Annotated in this window: 18 protein-coding genes; 8 read left to right on the top strand and 10 right to left on the bottom strand. The window is 45.5% G+C overall.

All coding sequences use genetic code 11. From position 1 onward, the window contains the following. Window positions 1-192 precede the first annotated feature (192 nt). The 3 genes from O9X84_RS12500 to trmB are packed head-to-tail and all read left to right on the top strand — an operon-like array spanning window position 193 to window position 2613. Entirely contained in the window at window positions 193-1125 is a 933-nt protein-coding gene (locus tag O9X84_RS12500) for an ABC transporter ATP-binding protein (protein ID WP_269520103.1), read from the top strand. A gap of 4 nt (window positions 1126-1129) precedes the next feature. Beyond that, the gene (locus O9X84_RS12495; protein ID WP_200883166.1) at window positions 1130-1945 is read left to right on the top strand and encodes an ABC transporter permease; all 816 of its coding nucleotides are present in this window, start codon (window positions 1130-1132) and stop codon (window positions 1943-1945) included. Further along, window positions 1945-2613, top strand: coding sequence for a tRNA (guanine(46)-N(7))-methyltransferase TrmB (gene trmB, locus O9X84_RS12490; protein ID WP_269520102.1), 669 nt, complete (start codon window positions 1945-1947; stop codon window positions 2611-2613). The genes O9X84_RS12495 and trmB overlap by 1 nt, the downstream gene beginning before the upstream one ends. Before the next feature lie 59 nt (window positions 2614-2672). Here the strand turns inward: trmB and O9X84_RS12485 are convergent, their stop codons facing one another. After that, the gene (locus O9X84_RS12485; protein ID WP_269520100.1) at window positions 2673-3416 is read right to left on the bottom strand and encodes an EAL domain-containing protein; all 744 of its coding nucleotides are present in this window, start codon (window positions 3414-3416) and stop codon (window positions 2673-2675) included. Window positions 3417-3932: 516 nt separating this feature from the next. Between O9X84_RS12485 and panP the strand changes: the two genes are divergently transcribed. Next, window positions 3933-5570: a pyridoxal-dependent aspartate 1-decarboxylase PanP gene (panP, locus tag O9X84_RS12480; protein WP_269520099.1), complete on the top strand. Its 1638-nt coding sequence runs from the start codon at window positions 3933-3935 to the stop codon at window positions 5568-5570. A 120-nt stretch (window positions 5571-5690) separates the two neighbouring features. Here panP and panC read toward each other — a convergent pair whose 3' ends face one another. From panC to sfsA, 7 genes are all read right to left on the bottom strand, one after another. Beyond that, window positions 5691-6539, bottom strand: a complete 849-nt coding sequence (gene panC / locus O9X84_RS12475; protein WP_269520098.1) for a pantoate--beta-alanine ligase — start codon at window positions 6537-6539, stop codon at window positions 5691-5693. Between the two features lie 65 nt (window positions 6540-6604). After that, window positions 6605-7399, bottom strand: coding sequence for a 3-methyl-2-oxobutanoate hydroxymethyltransferase (gene panB, locus O9X84_RS12470; RefSeq protein ID WP_269520097.1), 795 nt, complete (start codon window positions 7397-7399; stop codon window positions 6605-6607). A 50-nt stretch (window positions 7400-7449) separates the two neighbouring features. Further along, on the bottom strand, window positions 7450-7947 hold the full coding sequence (gene folK / locus O9X84_RS12465; protein WP_269520096.1) for a 2-amino-4-hydroxy-6-hydroxymethyldihydropteridine diphosphokinase: 498 nt from the start codon (window positions 7945-7947) through the stop codon (window positions 7450-7452). Next, complete coding sequence (gene pcnB / locus O9X84_RS12460; RefSeq protein ID WP_269520095.1) at window positions 7940-9259, bottom strand: polynucleotide adenylyltransferase PcnB; 1320 nt, start codon at window positions 9257-9259, stop codon at window positions 7940-7942. Before pcnB ends, folK begins: the two co-directional genes overlap by 8 nt. Window positions 9260-9360: 101 nt before the next feature. Beyond that, complete coding sequence (gene gluQRS / locus O9X84_RS12455) at window positions 9361-10344, bottom strand: tRNA glutamyl-Q(34) synthetase GluQRS (RefSeq protein WP_269520094.1); 984 nt, start codon at window positions 10342-10344, stop codon at window positions 9361-9363. 286 nt (window positions 10345-10630) lie between these two features. Further along, window positions 10631-11080, bottom strand: a complete 450-nt coding sequence (gene dksA, locus O9X84_RS12450; RefSeq protein ID WP_269520093.1) for an RNA polymerase-binding protein DksA — start codon at window positions 11078-11080, stop codon at window positions 10631-10633. Between the two features lie 220 nt (window positions 11081-11300). Further along, window positions 11301-12002: a DNA/RNA nuclease SfsA gene (gene sfsA, locus O9X84_RS12445; protein ID WP_269520092.1), complete on the bottom strand. Its 702-nt coding sequence runs from the start codon at window positions 12000-12002 to the stop codon at window positions 11301-11303. 132 nt (window positions 12003-12134) lie between these two features. On the opposite strand from sfsA, the gene pepB reads away from it, so the two are divergent. Further along, window positions 12135-13418, top strand: a complete 1284-nt coding sequence (pepB, locus tag O9X84_RS12440) for an aminopeptidase PepB (protein WP_269520091.1) — start codon at window positions 12135-12137, stop codon at window positions 13416-13418. 120 nt (window positions 13419-13538) lie between these two features. On the opposite strand, the gene O9X84_RS12435 is transcribed toward pepB, so the two are convergent. Further along, window positions 13539-13721: a hypothetical protein gene (locus O9X84_RS12435; RefSeq protein WP_032094963.1), complete on the bottom strand. Its 183-nt coding sequence runs from the start codon at window positions 13719-13721 to the stop codon at window positions 13539-13541. Window positions 13722-14079: 358 nt separating this feature from the next. On the opposite strand from O9X84_RS12435, the gene O9X84_RS12430 reads away from it, so the two are divergent. Together O9X84_RS12430 and O9X84_RS12425 are read left to right on the top strand one after the other, a co-directional pair. Next, window positions 14080-14682 (top strand): YhgN family NAAT transporter, encoded by a 603-nt coding sequence (locus tag O9X84_RS12430; RefSeq protein WP_269520090.1) that lies wholly within the window; start codon window positions 14080-14082, stop codon window positions 14680-14682. Then, window positions 14682-15263 carry a YjaG family protein gene (locus tag O9X84_RS12425; protein WP_269520089.1) on the top strand — a complete coding sequence of 194 codons (582 nt, stop codon included), beginning with the start codon at window positions 14682-14684 and terminating at the stop codon, window positions 15261-15263. Before O9X84_RS12430 ends, O9X84_RS12425 begins: the two co-directional genes overlap by 1 nt. Here O9X84_RS12425 and rsmD read toward each other — a convergent pair. Continuing rightward, window positions 15260-15949: a 16S rRNA (guanine(966)-N(2))-methyltransferase RsmD gene (rsmD, locus tag O9X84_RS12420; RefSeq protein ID WP_269520088.1), complete on the bottom strand. Its 690-nt coding sequence runs from the start codon at window positions 15947-15949 to the stop codon at window positions 15260-15262. The two genes, O9X84_RS12425 and rsmD, sit on opposite strands and share 4 nt — an antisense overlap. A 66-nt stretch (window positions 15950-16015) precedes the next feature. Between rsmD and ftsY the strand changes: the two genes are divergently transcribed. Then, a complete protein-coding gene (gene ftsY, locus O9X84_RS12415) occupies window positions 16016-17656 on the top strand; it encodes a signal recognition particle-docking protein FtsY (RefSeq protein ID WP_269520087.1) in 1641 nt (546 codons plus the stop codon). Window positions 17657-17658: the final 2 nt, after the last annotated feature.

Raw genomic sequence — 17658 nt, 5'->3', positions numbered from 1 at the left:
TCACAAGGTCAGCTTCTCCAGTGAATAAACGCAAAAAAATAGAGCTAAGTCGTGCACGAGTTAAATATTTATATAAGATTGCGGTACACTACGCACACAAGTTCAAAGCGTGTAAAAGTGCACTACGCACCTACCGCACAACTCAATCTCTCCTTAGCGGGTTAGCTGTAACACTCACAACATGGGTATTTCATGAAAGCGTTGGACATTAAAGGGTTAACAAAAACCTACAAAGGTGGCGTGAAGGCGCTAAAAGGTGTAGACCTTAGCGTGCAAGAGGGCGATTTTTTTGCATTGCTTGGGCCTAACGGAGCCGGCAAATCCACCACTATTGGTATTATTAGTTCACTGGTTAATCAAACCGGTGGAACGGTGTCGGTATTTGGTTATGACCTCACAACACAAAAAGAACAAGCCAAAGCATGCATTGGTTTAGTACCTCAGGAATTCAATTTCAATCAGTTTGAAACCGTGCTTCAAATAGTACTCAATCAAGCGGGCTACTACGGTGTACCGCGCAGTATTGCCAAAGAGCGAGCGAAGAAATATCTCGCTAAGCTCGATCTGTGGGAAAAGCGAGACGCTCGAGCTCGTGAACTCTCTGGTGGCATGAAGCGCAGGTTAATGATTGCAAGAGCGCTAATGCACGAGCCAAAGTTATTAATTCTTGATGAGCCTACGGCCGGTGTGGATATTGAGATTCGCCGGGCAATGTGGCTGTTCCTCGAGGAAATCAATCGCGCAGGCATTACCATTATTCTTACCACGCATTATCTTGAAGAAGCCGAAATGCTATGTCGGAATATCGCTATCATCAACAAAGGCACCATTGTTGAGAATACGAGCATGAAAGCATTACTGTCGAAGCTGAACGTGGAAACTTTTGTTCTCGATGTGCAGCTGCAAGAGCAAACAAATATGGACGCACTCACATTACATGGTGTTGACCACCGATGGGGAGACAACCATACGCTAGAGGTGGATGTAGAGAAGGCCGAAGGTCTTAACCCGGTATTTACCCAGTTGAGTGAGCAGGGCGTTCAAGTGATGAGTATGCGCAATAAATCAAATCGGTTAGAAGAATTGTTTGTTCGCTTAGTCGAGTCAGCGAAGCAGGCGGAGTGAAGTAATGAGTAATGAAACAACACACATGAGTGAAGAGAAAAAAATTAGTTGGGTAAAACAAAACTACGTTGCGCTAACCACCATCTGGATTAAAGAGTGTACCCGATTTTTGCGTATTTGGGTGCAAACCCTTGTTCCACCTGCCATCACTATGAGCCTGTACTTTGTCATCTTTGGTAGCCTTATCGGTAACCGTATAGGTCAAATGGGTGGATTTAGCTACATGGAGTTTATTGTGCCAGGCTTAATCATGATGTCAGTGATCACAAGCTCCTATTCCAATGTGTCTTCTTCGTTTTTTAGCGCTAAATTTCAGCGCAACATTGAAGAGCTATTAGTATCGCCTGTACCAACGTCAGTTATCATTCTAGGCTATGTAGGGGGCGGCGTAGCCCGAGCTATTTTAATTGGCATTATGGTTACCCTAGTATCGTTATTTTTTGTTGATGTAAAAATTTATAGCTTAGGCATTATCGCTCTTACTGTACTACTTACCTCTACCTTATTCGCAACGGCGGGCCTTATTAATGCGGTTTTCGCAAAGACCTTTGACGACATCAGCGTTGTCCCTACGTTTGTGCTTACTCCATTAACCTATTTAGGCGGCGTATTTTATTCTCTTTCGCTGCTGCCTGAGTTTTGGCAATGGGTAAGTAAAGCTAACCCGGTTGTGTATATGGTAAATGGATTCCGCTATGGTTTCTTAGGGGTATCTGACGTAAACATCACCCTGGCGCTCAGCTTGCTGGTGGGGTTCAACGTGTTGTTATTTAGCGTTGCTTACTACTTATTGAAAACCGGTAAAGGAATTCGTAGTTAATGTCAGACGGCAACTCTCGGTCTATTACGACAAATCAAGTGGGTGTGCACGACAAGCTGGATGAATTGGTTTTAAAGTATCAGTCTTCGGTTAACAAGCGTCCGATTGGCGAGCATACCCAAGCGGCCTTCGATGAGGTGTCTTTGTGGCTCGGCGGGTTTACTGGCCCTGTTATTTTAGACTCTTGCTGCGGTGTGGGGGAAAGCACGGCAACTATCGCTAAGGCCCACCCTGAGGCGCGGGTGATTGGCGTAGATAAGTCGGCCCAGCGAGTCGAAAAACACAGCCATTATCAAATTGAACAAGATAATTACTGTGTTATTCGCGCCGATGTAAACGATTTTTGGCGGTTAGTTCGTCAGTCTAATTGGCAGGTGGTAAAGCATTACCTCTTGTATCCCAACCCTTACCCAAAGAAGACCCAGGTACAAAAACGATGGCACGGTAGTGCGGCAATGGTAGATTTAATGGCCATTACCACCAACATTGAAGTGCGCAGCAACTGGTTAATTTATCTTATGGAATTTGCTCAAGCGGCGAAGCATTACGGCACCATTAGTGACCTCAGTGAGGTAAAAGGAGCAGTTGCTATGACGCCCTTTGAACGCAAGTACAGCGGCAGCGGGCAAACGTGCTGGAAGCTCAATTGTCGAAGCGAAGAAAGCTAGCGAGTTACATATGCTAGCTACCGCGCTGGCTATTCTTGCTAGCGCGAATGTCAAACTAACTAATGCTGCTGAAGACTTGCTTGAATATTGTGCTGCACGTCGGCAACGGGCGGGCTAAACACATAGCCTTGTGCATATTTAATGGGAAGGCGTTTAACATCGTTTAACAGCTGTTCGTTTTCAATGTGTTCTGCAATAACTGCAATGTGCTGGTGTTCACACAAGGCCAGCACATAGTCGACGTATTCTTTCACTGCGTCTTGTTGCTGATAATGTTTAATCAGTCCGCCCGCAATTTTTATTCCTCGTACTGGTAGGTTCATTAAAGCCCGAATATTCCCCGGACAAGAGCCCACATTATCAATAAATACGCCTAATCCTGTGTGCATTCCTTTATCAATAAACGACCGAAGCTGCGCCTGATTGGCCAGCGCTGTAGCTGCACTTACTTCAATGCTCGCTCTTTCAGGGTTGGGATAGTCGGCAAGTTGCGCAATGAGAGAGTTGATAAGCCCGTCGTTATTCAAGTCGTTGGCAGAAATATTGATGTTCCACGGAATATTCACATTGTGGAAATAACTGGCGCTTTGCAAGAACATACTGGCGGCTAAGGTTTTCACATGTTGTTCCCGTTCTATCAAATAGAGAAACTCGCTAGGTAAAAACGTTTTGTCGTTTTGGGTTATTAAACGGGCAAGACACTCGTATCGCCATACGCCCTGACTTTCTAAGTCTACGATAGGCTGAAAATACGGAACAATGTCGTCGATTGAAAAATCTTCTGATATTTCACGTATTGGCATAAACAAGTTACCTCGCTTTTTCGTATTCATTCATAATTAAAATATAGCAGTAAATCTGACATATGCGTCGACTTTGAGGACGATGGTGACCTGATGGGCGAGGTTTACTCTTAAATGCCGCTGGTAACCACTTGGCGAAAATTGTAATCTGATGTAAAGTGCGTCCCCTTTGAAAATAATGTGGGTGTAATCTGAAAGTCACATAAAAGCTTTCAGGGTTGGCAACCATTAGACTATGCCAAAGCGATTGGCCAAAGCGATTGGCCAAAGCGAATGCGCTGCTCAAACAACTGTGTATTCGATACGAAGTATTTGAAACGAAGTATTCGATACGACATGTTCGACACAAAGTAGTCGGCGCTTGGCGTGAAGTACTCGGTAAAGAAAGCAGGCAGCAGTGCTCAAATAAAAAGAGTTAGGTCGGTATCTTATAACACCACCTATGACTTTCGTTTTATGCAAAATTCGTCAGAAGCGAAACAATAACGTATAGGTTTGATGTAAGGGGTGTGTTTAGTGGGTGAAGCGCAAGTTAGTTTAGAGCACTTGTATCGGGTGTTTACTAAACCTGAACACAAAGACTCAAAGCTGGCTCAAATTGAGCAGCATTTATCAGACAATATTTTGGACTTTTTGTCTCAACACGTTGTGACGAAAAAGACCTCGTTGGAAGAAGTAGAAAAAGACTTTTCAGATTCTAAAGTACCAGAGTCTCCGGAGTTTGTATCGACTCACGCTGAAAGCTTGCTCGACAAACTTGTTGCGCACTCTGTGAATACCTATTCACCCACGTTTATCGGGCATATGACATCTGCGTTGCCCTATTTTCACCTGCCACTTTCAAAGCTTATGGTGGGACTCAACCAAAATTTGGTTAAAATAGAGACCTCTAAAGCATTTACTCCCCTTGAGCGCCAAGTGATAGGCATGATGCACAACTTGGTATACGACCAGCCCGAACCCTTTTACGACGCACACCTTCACAGTGCGGCGCACTCACTAGGCGCATTTTGCTCTGGCGGAACCATCGCTAATATCACGGCATTATGGGTAGCAAGAAACAAGTTGTTAGGCCCGCAAAAAGGTTTTGCAGGCGTTGCTAAAGCGGGATTAGCGGCAGCATACCGTTTTCACAACATCAACAATATGGGCATTATGTGCAGTAAGCGCGGGCACTATTCATTGTCTAAGGCAGTCGATGTATTGGGAATTGGCCGAGAGCAGCTTATAACCTTACCTGCGCCTCAACAAACCCTAGACCCTGAAAAAGCCTTACGCGCTGGTAAGCGATATCAAGAAGAAGGCAATAAATTGCTCGCCATTGTTGGTGTTGGCGGTACCACCGAGACAGGGCATGTTGACCCTCTTGATGAATTAGCCGATGTTGCTAAAGAACTGGGCTGCTGGTTCCATGTTGATGCAGCATGGGGTGGGGCTACGTTATTTTCGCCTCGCTATCGCGACCGTTTAAAAGGCATTGAGCGTGCAGACTCGGTGACAATAGACGCCCATAAACAAATGTATGTGCCAATGGGCGCTGGAATGGCGTTATTTAAAAACCCTGAAGATGCCAATGCGGTTAGACATCACGCGCAGTACATATTGCGTGCTGGTTCAAAAGATTTAGGCGCCACTACCCTCGAGGGTTCTCGTAACGGTATGGCCATGATGGTCTATTCGGCGCTGCATATTTTTGGTCGTAAAGGCTACGAGCTATTGATAGACAGCAGTATTGATAAAGCCCATGATTTTGCGGGCATGATCAATAAGGCGCAAGATTTTGAATTAACGACTAGTCCAACGCTATCACTGCTTACTTATCGGGTTTGCCCAGTAGAAGTTCAGCAAGCGCTTAAAACGGCTTCCCCAGCCATGCGAAAAGCCATTAATCAGAAGATTGATGCGTTAGTAGTTGCTGTTCAAAAGCAACAGCGTGAAGCGGGTAAGTCCTTTGTGTCTCGAACGCGTCTTGAAGCGCCAGATTATCCTACGCAGTGCATTACCGTCTTTAGAGTTGTACTGGCAAATCCATTGACTAGCCACAACGATTTAGCCGCTATTTTAGCGGAGCAGCATATTATTGCGAAGGGAACGAAAGCGTGGGCATCGCTCATTGAATTTGTGCAAAACAACGACGTGCAAAGTATTGCTTAATTAGTGCTGATAACAGCAATTCTATCAGCGCCTTTACCCATGATTTAACGGCTAATAAGCCTGCCACGCATTTTGATGTATCCTCACTGACTCTTTAAGGGCAACTGCTAACGGTTGCCTTTATAAAGCAACCTGCAAATTATCAATCAATCGAGTAGTGCCCATAAACAGCGCCACCACAATAACAAGGTGCTTATCGCCAGGGACAGGGCGTTGCAGCGTATCAGCATTAACAATGCTGACGTAATCGTTTTTGAAACCCTTAGCTTCAAGATTACTCACGATTGAATCGGCAATCTCGCCAAACTGAGTGTCGCCTTGCTCAATAAGCGTTTTTGCTCGTGCCATCTCTTGGTAGATAAAGCTAGCGGTAGCTTTTTGCTCACTGCTTAAATAACCATTGCGAGAGCTCATGGCAAGTCCGGATGCTTCGCGCTGGGTAGGTACGCCGTGCACGTTAACCGACATGGAAAGGTCGCGCACCATAGTACGAATAACTTGAAGCTGCTGAAAATCCTTTTCACCGAAAAAGGCATCGTCAGGCTGCACCATATTAAATAGCTTACTTACCACGGTGGCTACACCGCGAAAATGGCCGGGGCGGCTTGCGCCACAAAGCACATCAGAAATACCCGGCACTTCCACATAGGTTTGTGCTTTCAGGCCGCACGGATACATATCGCTCACGCTGGGTAAAAACACGGCATCAACGCCGTCGTTAACCAGCTTGGCTTTGTCCTCTTCTATGGTTCTTGGATAGGCATCTAGGTCTTCATTTTCGCCAAACTGCATGGGGTTAACAAAGATACTCACAATAACAACATCGTTATGTGATTTAGCGCGTTTCACCAATTGAAGGTGCCCATCGTGAAGGTTTCCCATAGTAGGAACAAAACCAACCGAGCGGCCTGTGCGTTTGCAATCGCTGACTACTTCGCGAAGCGATGCAATATCACTAATCACCTTCATAAAAACCTCATTGTTTAAGCTGTATAATGTGGGGATGATACGCAAAACGGTATCAATGTAGCGTGCTACTCGAAACTATGTTCAGTAGAGGGAAATTTGCCACACTCAACGTCGTTGATGTACTGCGCCACGGCTTTACGCATGTCTCCAGTCTCAACGAGGTAGTTTTTAGAGAACTTAGGCATGTAGTTAGCGCTAATGCCGAACATATCGTGCATAACTAAAATTTGACCATCGGTATCTTTACCAGCGCCAATACCGATCACAGGTATGCTAAGCGTCTCGCTTATTAATTTACCTAGTGATGAGGGAACGCATTCAAGCACCAGTAGCTGTATACCAGCGGCCTCTAGGGCTTTAGCCTCTTCAACAAGCTTTTGGGCTTGTTCATCGCCGCGGCCTTGTACTTTAAAGCCACCAAACACATGCACAGACTGTGGTGTTAAGCCTAAATGGCCACATACAGGTACACCTCGAAGGTTAAGCCCTGCAATGGTGTCACACAGCCAGCTTCCGCCTTCCATTTTAACCATGCTTGCGCCAGCAGCCATAAGCGTTGCCGCATTGCCATAGGTTTGCTCAGCTGTGGCGTAAGACATAAACGGCATGTCAGCAATTACAAAAGCACGTTGAGTGCCTTTTCGAACGCTCTTGGTGTGATAGGCAATATCGTTTACGGTAACCGGTAGGGTGTCATCTTCGCCTTGTAAGACCATGCCCAGTGAATCGCCAATTAACAACGCATCAATGCCCTGTTCATCAAACATTTTGGCAAAGCTGGCATCGTAAGCGGTTAAAGAGGTAATCTTTTCACCAGCTTGCTTCTTTTTGAGCAGGCCAGAAACAGTAACTTTCTTCATAACAAGGTCCAGATGTTTATATCAAGATGGGAACTATACGGATTTTGCCATTAATTGGAAGCGCGCAGGCGCCTTAGACCGTCTAGCGAACAGTTAGCCACCCAGTGTGCGATGGGCTTTCCGTCTTTCATCACCATGGTAGGGGCGATTTCAAATAGCGGCACCATCACAAATTCTCTTTCGGCCATTCCATAATGTGGAATAATTAAGTCCGCAGTATCGATATGCTGACTGCCGTAAAGCAAAATATCTAAATCGAGTGTGCGCGGGCCCCATCTATCGCCTTTTCGCTCTCTACCACATTCAAGCTCTATGCGTTGCAATTGCTTTAATAGGCTATGAGGTTTAAGAGAGGTTTCTATAAGACATACGGCATTAATGTAATCGGGCTGATTTTGCGGGCCCATAGGCTTGCTGGCATAAAGAGACGACGTCTTCAGTAAGCGAGTATCTTCAAGACTACCGATAGCCTCAAAGGCATCTGTAGTTTGTTGCTCACTATCGCCAAGATTACTTCCTATACCAATATACACATGCTCTTTAAGCATCAGAATCTCTCTTAACCGGACGGCGCTTTCGTTTGCGCGGTGCGCCCTTGCCTGCGCTATCAGCTCGTTTAAGGGCGTTAAGCATACCTTTTTGCTTACCACTTTCAGCATGCTGGAAGTGTGTCCACCACTGTGCAAGTTCTAATAGGTCGCCGCCTTCAGTTTGGCCTCGTGCGAGTAAGAAATCATAACCAGCTCTAAATTTGGGGTGAGTAAGCAACTGAAAAGCGCGACGACCGAAGCGTTTAGGAAGGCGCTGCTGCAAGATCCAAATGTCTCGTATCACAGTGGAGAATCGTTTGGGGATCATGATGCGCTGGGTTTGCTTTGCAATGACTTCACTTGAGGCAATGTTGAAAGCGTCGTGAGCGTTTAATCCAGATTCCAACTGCAGACGTTGTGACTGCTCTTCAACGGGATACCATAATAATGCGGCATACAAGAACGCGGGGGTGACCCGTTGCTCGTTGTTAATTCTCTCATCGGTATTGGCAAGTACATGACGTACAAACTGCATTTCTTTGCTGTTTTCGTCTTTCAAAAACGGCGCTAATTGGGGGAATAGTTGGTCGATAAGACCGTATTCACGCATCATTAAAAACGTTTCTTCACCTTTGCCAGATAAAAACAATTTTAGTGTTTCTTCAAACAAACGTGCAGGAGGAATATTTTGAAGCAAGCTCGCCAAGCTTTTAATAGGCGCAGCCGTTGACGTTTCAATGCGCATAGACAGCTTAACAGCAAAGCGAACAGCGCGAAGCATACGAACAGGGTCTTCGCGGTAGCGAGTTTCCGGGTCGCCCATTAGTGCCACTTCACGCTTTTCAATCGCAGCAAGGCCATTGGCAAAGTCTTTCACCGTAAAATCAGCCACGCTGTAGTACATGGCATTAAATGTGAAATCCCGGCGCTCTGCATCTTCTTCAATAGAGCCAAACACGTTATCTCTAACAAGCTGTCCTTGCGCGTCTTGTGAGCCTGTGGCCTTATTTTTTGGCACTGCTTGGCTTTCATCTGTCTCTTGATGATGGCCACGGAATGTAGCCACCTCAATAATTTCTCGGCCAAACACAATGTGGGCAAGGCGAAACCTTCGGCCTATTAGCCGGCAGTTTCTAAACAGCCCTTTTATCTGCTCAGGTGTAGCATTGGTAACTACATCAAAATCTTTTGGTTCATATCCCATCAAAATGTCGCGAACACAACCTCCGACTAAATAAGACTCGAAGCCTGCTCCGTTAAGGCGATACATGACTTTTAACGCATTCGCACTGATATCTTCGCGAGAAATACCATGCTCACCTCGAGTCATTACTCTTGGCTGTAATGCTTTGTCAGACGAGCTCTCTTTTGAGAATGCACGCTTAACAGATTTGAAAACACGATGAATGATGATGGTATCTCCGCAATATATTAAGGAACGCTATAATAAGTGGATTCATGCCGAGGAACAATAATTTCGGGTGTTTTCACTACTTTTTTCCTATTCCACAAAGAAACAGCGAAGGACAATAGCGAGTCTACCGAGTTAAAATCTTGTTGCTTAACCTCTGTAAAGCCCAAAAAGTGTAGAGCATTAACTAAATTTTTTAGTGCTGTAGTGCACTCGATGGGAGTGGCATGGTTCTGTTTGCTCAACTTTCGTCCTGGCGCTATCGCGGCCACCGGTATATGGCCGTATTCCAATGGCTGATAGCCAAGCGATTGATGCACGCAGCGATGAAGCGGCGTTACGTCAATCAAATCACAACCCCGAATAACGTGGGTCACGCCCTGAAACACATCGTCTAGCACAACCACTAAGTTATAGGAGAACAGCTGGTCTCTGCGCTTTATCGTTATGTCTTCTATCCGGTGGGCTTCTTCTACTCTGTGGCCGGCCAATTTTTGATGAGGTACACCCACTTCGCCCATGATCAAATCAGTGAAAGGCGCTAATGGAGTATCCAGTTTCAGCCGAATAGCAAGTTGGCCGTTGGAAGGTGTTAAACCTTTATCTCTGCAGTGACCATTATAAGTGCCGCCCATTGCCTTAATCATTCTGCGAGTGCAGCTGCAGTAGTACGCCTGCTGATGATGTAGTAGCGCGTTCACCACCTCTTGGTAACGGGAATGCTGCTTGCTTTGATACATGACTTCACCGTCCCATTGCAAACCGTGGGCTTCCAAGGTGTGTAAAATAGCGGTATCAGTGCCTGAAATACAGCGGGGCTCGTCGATATCTTCCATACGCACGAGCCATTTGCCATTATGATGTTTTGCATCAAGGTAACTGGCTAGCGCAGTGACAAGTGAGCCAAAGTGAAGCTGACCAGAAGGAGAGGGAGCAAAACGGCCTGTGTATTTTGGATTAGAGTCTAAGTCGCTTTCTGAATGCTGGTTAAAAATATTAGGCATTGTTATACGCCCTTGCAAAAGTGCTTTGCTCGACGGGTAAATAGAAAGGCAAAGGTAAAAAGCTCAGAAGGTGGTAGCGCTGAGAAGCGAGTCTGTTTGGAGGAAAGTAAGAAATGCTAAAAAGCCTCATCAATAAATGATGAGGCTTTTTGAAAAACGATGCTGCCAAAAAACACGTTAACTTGAGTGTTAAAATCAGCGTAAACGTTATTATGGGCTTAAATGTAAAAACGAGCATCAAACTAAGCGATTGCACTACCGTCTGTAACAAGACGGTGATGACAAATCAGCCCTGAAGCTGTTTTTCTTTAATTTCAGCCATCGTTTTACAGTCAATACATAGGTCGGCAGTTGGACGGGCTTCTAAACGGCGAATACCAATCTCAATACCACACTGGTCGCAGAAGCCAAAATCGTCTTCTTCGATACGCTTGAGTGTTTTTTCAATTTTCTTGATGAGTTTGCGCTCACGGTCACGGGTACGCAACTCCAAGCTAAACTCTTCTTCTTGCGCTGCACGGTCGACGGGATCAGGAAAGTTCGCTGCCTCGTCCTTCATATGCGTTACAGTACGGTCAACTTCTTCGCGAAGCTGATTACGCCATGCTCTAAGCAGAAGACGAAAGTGTTCAATTTGGGGGTCGCCCATGTACTCTTCGTCTGCTTTCGGCTGATAAGGCTGTAAACCTGCCAGCGCTAATAGTCCTAAGGATTTTGTCTCTTTTCCTGTTGGCATGTGCCACATCTCCTACACTACGACATCCATTTTATCCTGATTGGACCGATATCTATATCAGACTCGATAGCCTCAGGCAATCAATTGTGTCTATGTAATTATTATGCTGGTATCTCTTTTTACGATTAGCCAGCTTGGCTCCCATCAAACGCGTTAGTGCGTTCACCCGCCAAAACAAGGCGCAAATATGAAGCCGAAATGAAAAAAATCAACCTATTTTTTACAAAATAATAGGGAGTGATTGATTTACTTCGATTTTTTGTTCATTAATCGCGCAGGCCATTGCTAAGATATTGACACCTGCACGAGCGGCAGTTGTTACGCTTTCTGCATAACGAGGATCAATCTGTTCAGCAATACGCACAGAGGTTATTGCCGTATGCTGTACACAAAAGAGTAAGGTGGTTTTAACACCTTCATGTGCCAATCGCGCCAATTCTAGACAGTGCTTCGCTCCACGCTGCGTCACTGCGTCTGGAAAGTAACCTTGATGGCCATCGGCTAAGGTTACCGATTTCACTTCCATGTACTCAATGGCGCGGTTTCTCGTTAGTGCAAAATCAAATCGGCTGTTAGCGGTTGGAGGTGTTACTTCTGCTTTCCAGTCTGAAATATCAGAAAATTCCTCAATGACCTTGTTATTCAGTGCTTCTGCCACCAACTTATTAGCATTGTGAGTGTTGATACCTATAAAGTGGTCATTAAAGGTTTTAGCCACTTCCCACGTATACTTAAGTTTGCGTTTGGGGTTGTTGGACTCACTCAAAAAGACGGTATAACCTGGTTCGGCGCACCCTGTCATGCCACCTGTATTTGGACAATGGGCCGTTACGACTTGACCGTCTTCTAGTTCAACGTCGGCAAGAAAGCGTTTGTATCGTTTAATGAGTGTGCCGCGTATAAGCGGTGATGAGAAATTCATGATTCTCCTTAATTGAGAGAACAAATGTTGTTTTACGTACTGCAAGCTATTACTGGCTAAGGCTTTCGATACTCGCCTTAGCGACAGATACGGACAACAAAGCGAACAATAGTATATAAGGATTAAAACATAATGGCAGAATTTACCGTAAGTCTTTCTACTCAATCAGCTAATGCGTCGTGGGGAGATAACGCTAAGCTTTCCTTCGTAGAGTCAGGTGCCATAATTCACTTGCCCGATGACAGCGCCAATGAGCGCACTATTCAACAAGCTGCACGTAAACTTGATGGACTTAACTTGCCAAGTGTTGCGCTAACGGGCGACTGGAGCAAAGAGCAGCAGTGGGCATTCGCGTTAAGTTTTACCCGAGCAAGAAAGCCTGCGAGTATTTCTTGGGCGAATAGCAACGATAGAGCAGCGCTAGAACAAGAGTACGCTGCCTTGTTATTTACTCGACAGCTTGTCAATGACACACCGGAAGATTTGAGCCCTGAAACCTTAGCTCAGCGTGCTGCTGATTGGCTTAAGTCACTAGGTAAAAACAAAGTTGATTACACCATGACGGTGGGTGAAGCGCTGAAAGACGAAGGTTGGGTAGGCATATACAATGTGGGTCGAGGAAGCGAGCGTCCGCCAGCTATGCTTGTGCTTGACTATAACCCTACCGGCAATGCCGATGCACCTGTAGATGCTGTGTTAGTGGGTAAGGGGATTACCTTTGATAGCGGTGGTTACAGCATAAAATCAAGTGAAGGTATGCTTGATATGAAATGCGATATGGGTGGTGCTGCAACAGTTACCGGAGCGCTTGGTTTAGCCATTACGCAAGGAATTGAAAAGCGCATTCAACTGATTTTGTGCTGCGCAGAGAACCTAATAAGCGGCCACGCCTACAAGCTGGGCGATGTACTGACGTATAAAAACGGTGTAACGGTAGAGGTAGTCAATACCGATGCTGAAGGTCGTTTGGTACTAGCCGATGGTCTAATGGCTGCCACAGACACTGGTGCGCCGTTAATTATTGATGCCGCGACACTAACCGGAGCTGCAACGGTAGCGTTAGGTTCTGATTATCATGCTGTTTTCTCAATGGATGATAATGCAAAAGAGCAGATACTCAATGCTGCGAAAGCAGAAAACGAACGTTTTTGGCCATTACCACTAGAGCCATTTCATGCAGAGCGCTGCCCATCGGCGTTTGCTGACACGGCAAACAGCCGCCCAATGAAAGGCGGTGGTGGTGGCGGTGCGTCAAACGCCGCAGGGTTTTTATCGCGCTTCGTTAAACCCAAAGGCTGGGTGCATTTAGATCTAGCTGCTGCCTATCACGGCGGCGCTACGTCTGAGATGCCTGTTGGCGCAACGGCGAAAGGCATTCGCACTATTGCAAGAATGCTACACGACTTTAAAGCATAAAAAATTAATGCGTGCACTGATAGTGAATACACGCGTAGGTGCACGCTTAAAAGGCGTGACTTAAAAAGTTGAAATTTTGAAAAGCGAGTGAGGGAACTGTGAAACCAGTTCCCTCCTTTATTAAATTCCGCCTAAACGCTCAGCGAGCTTTTTATAGCGTTCAACATCACCACTATCAAAAAGCGGATTGCCATCAGTATCCTTTTCTTTCGCTACCAACAGGCTCTCTCGCTCAAGACGCTCTACTCTTACATCTTGGACACCCAAAAAAGCGGCAACTTCATTTACTGTCATTAAACTCATTGTTTCAATTCCGTATTTTATTTTTGTAATCGTTATTGATGCGTTTTTGTAAGGTTAAAACGCACAAGATTAGAATAGTAAATAATATAGACGAAAAATATTAAAAGTGCCTTTCAAACTTAAATGCTTGCACATTGAGTTACTGATTTTTTAATTATTCGCGTTGTCGATGCAGCATGCAGACTGCTCAACTAAATAGTCAATTAAGACCAATACGCCCGTGAGGAACTAATTTAGCTATATGAAGACGTAAAGTGTTTTTAAGCTGGTGAAGTTAGTTTACCATTGCAGACGAATAGCAATGCTAGCAGTTGAACTGCGCGTTTTGATACGTCATAGTAACAGGAGATAAAGAACGATGGATACTTGGTCCGCCGCGATTATGCTTTTTTTGATCATGGATCCGTTGGGCAATCTACCCGTTTTTATGTCGGTACTAAAGTCGATAGAACCCAAGCGGCGCCAATTTATATTGATAAGAGAGTTGCTGTTTGCGCTTGTTATCTTGTTTCTATTTTTATTCAGCGGCCAGTCGGTACTTAACTTCCTCAATGTTGAACAAGAAACCGTTAGTATTGCTGGTGGTATTATTTTATTTCTCATTGCTCTGAAAATGATTTTTCCATCGTCGGGTAATCCAAGTGGCCTTGCGGTGGGTGAAGAGCCGTTTCTCGTTCCCCTTGCAATTCCGATGATCGCAGGGCCATCAACGCTAGCTGCACTCATATTATTGGCGAATCAATCCCCAGACCGAATGACTGATTGGTCTATTGCGCTTGCGGCATCTTGGTCAATTAGCGCTGTGATCCTCATGTTTTCCAATATATTTCATAAAATACTCGGTGAGCGCGGTTTAGTTGCTATGGAGCGATTAATGGGTATGATCCTAGTTATGATTGCCATTCAGATGTTGCTAGATGGCGTTACCAAATACTTTACCCACGCCGCTGGAGCACTTTAATGGCAAAGCAAAAACTAAATACATTTTCTCGAGTAAGAGCGCTAGAAGGTCAAAAGGCCATTGCGTTTGCAGCAGCGCTGCTGGAGAGGATGCTGCCAAATTACGCTTTATTTTGCGAGGTTACCGAATCTGGTGATGCGCCCGCGCTTAGAAATTGCCTTAATCTGGTATGGGAAACGCTAAAGTCGCCAAAGAGCAAATTCAATATCGCTGTTCAGCTTGAAAAGGTGGAAGTTGCTACGCCAGATACAGAAACTCACGATAACTACGGCGTTTATCCTGCAATTGATGCAGCTATTGGCCTTGCTTCCTTACTGAATCTTGTTGCTGGCGACGACCCTCAGGGGGCAGTCGTTATTAGTAAGCTTTCTCAAGGCAGTGTTGAGGCTTATTTACTTTCAACTGGCGAAGCCGATGATGACTCAGTGAAAGGTCACCCGTTGATGGCGTTTGAAGTGGAAGTGCAAAATGAACTGCTTGATTATATTGAGCAAGCCAAATCTCCAGCGAAAGCCGCTGACGAAATGCGAGCCCTCGCCCTTGAAGCCGGTATGTCTAATATTGGTCTTGAATTAAGTTAGGCATCTTCTTGTTGGGGCGGGCTTTTCTCGCCTACTTCAACAAGCATGTACACCAAAGAGCCAGTGCGTTTCTCTTTCACCACATGCCAGTGACTAGGAAGTGGCAATGATTCAAGCTCGGTTTCGTGCTCGATGTAAACCATACTGCCAGCAGTAACAATGTTAGTGTTCACAATTTCGCTGACAATGGGGGCTACCAAATTTTGATAAAATGGTGGGTCGATAAATACAATATCGTACTGCGTTCCCGTCAGCTGCTTGAGTACTTTTAATGCATCGCCTTGGTGAACCGTCGCCATATCTGAGTTAGCCACATTGAGAGTGTGCAGATTCTTGTTCAATTGTTCACTGGCTTGTCGGTCGAGCTCAATAAAATCACATCGCTTGGCATAGCGAGATAGCGCTTCTAAACCTAAACCACCTGAACCCGCAAAAACATCTAAACACTGGGCATCATCCACGTAGGCCATAAGCCAGTTGAACAAGGTTTCTTTGTTTCTATCAGTTGTGGGTCGTAACCCCTCTGCATCGAGCACAGGGAGTCGTTTTCCACGCCATTGGCCGCTAATGATGCGGATCAGCCCTCTCTTTTTTTTGTCGATTTTTGCAGGCTGACGTTTTTTTGTAGAAGATATGCCCCTTGAGGGGTGAGAAACTCGCTTCATAGTGACTGACAGTGGTATCATACATTTATATATTAGGCGGCAAGTGTAGCCGAATTTGTTCAGAATTTATAAGGATTTGTCCTAACAATGTCGAAACTCTTTGGCTGGTTCAGCAAGAACAAAAAAGCAGAGAAACAAAAAGAGCAGCAAGCACAAGAGCAGGCTGCGAAGGAAGTAGCGAGCCCAATTGACGAAACATCTAACGGCGAAACAACCGGAGCCGAAATCACTGGGACAAAAAAAGTCGAGGCGGCTGATGGTGCTGTGCCAGTGGACCAGTCGGCTGAAAAACCTGTTGAAAGCAAGAGTGAACAAGCAGAAGAACAGCCTGCACAGATTTTATCTACGCAAACAACGGCAGATGTACAGGAGCAAGAGTCTTCCTCTCACATTACGCCTTCTGTCACTGACGGGAATCAAGCTATTCACAACACGGTTGTTGACGCCCTAGAAAGCGAAGAAAAACAGCCTTTAGACTTTTCAACTGCTGAAGTAGATATGCCTGCTTCAAAGTCTGTAGATGAAGCAGCAACGCCATTAGATTCTGCTCCAACGGCCAGTGTTGAAGCAGAGGTGCTTGCAGAAGAAAAAGCAGCGCAACACACTGACGCTCTAGTCTCTGATTCTACAGCCTTTAGTGGCAGAGGCGATGCTTCATTAACAGAAAGCACTGCTGAAGCAAACAAGCAAGTTAGCGCCGAGAAAGAGACGACTAACGACGAGCTCGCCAACGCTGAAACGGCTGCGCCAGCTAAGGAAGCGCCGCCAGTCAAGGAAAAGAAATCCTTATTCGCTCGTTTGAAAGAAAGCCTATCGCGCACCAAAGAAAACCTGGGTAGTGGTATTGTCAGCCTGTTCAAAGGCAAAGCCATTGATGATGAGTTGTATGAAGATTTAGAGACACAGTTACTCGTTGCCGATGTAGGTATGGATACCACGCAGAAAATTATTAACCACCTTACTGACAGTGCGTCTCGCAAAGATCTTAAAGACGCTGAAGCTTTGTTAGATATTCTAAAGCAGCAAATGTCGGGTATGTTAGCGAATGTGAATGTGCCGCTTAGTGACGTTATGCAGAAGCACAACGGAGACGAGGGACCATTTGTTATTTTGATGGTTGGGGTTAACGGCGTAGGTAAAACCACCACAATCGGAAAGTTGGCCAAGCAGTTTCAGCAGCAAGGTAAAAAAGTCATGCTTGCAGCGGGTGATACATTTCGCGCGGCGGCTGTCGAGCAGCTACAAGTATGGGGCGAGCGCAACAATATCCCTGTTATTGCCCAACACACCGGTGCAGACAGTGCCTCAGTGCTATACGATGCGTTGGAAGCAGCTAAGTCTCGCGGGTCGGACATTCTGATTGCCGATACGGCCGGGCGATTGCAAAACAAAGACAATTTGATGGAAGAGCTCAAAAAAGTAGTTAGGGTAATGAAAAAACTTAACCCTAACGCGCCGCATGAGGTTATGTTGACGCTTGATGCCGGAACAGGGCAAAACGCGATTAGCCAAGCCAAGTTATTCAATGAAGCTGTGGGCTTAACCGGTATAACGTTAACTAAATTAGATGGTACTGCAAAAGGCGGCGTTATCTTTTCAGTTGCCGATCAGTTCGGTATTCCTATACGTTATATTGGTGTGGGCGAAAGTATTGATGACTTGCGGCAGTTCGATGGCGAAGAGTTTATCGACGCCCTGTTTAGCGAGTTGGATACACCAGCAAGCTAGTT

Source organism: Alteromonas sp. BMJM2 (assembly GCF_027257845.1).
Taxonomy (GTDB): domain Bacteria; phylum Pseudomonadota; class Gammaproteobacteria; order Enterobacterales; family Alteromonadaceae; genus Alteromonas.
The sequence above is the reverse complement of the archived record's forward strand: the minus strand, read 5'-3'. Positions and strand labels throughout refer to the sequence as shown.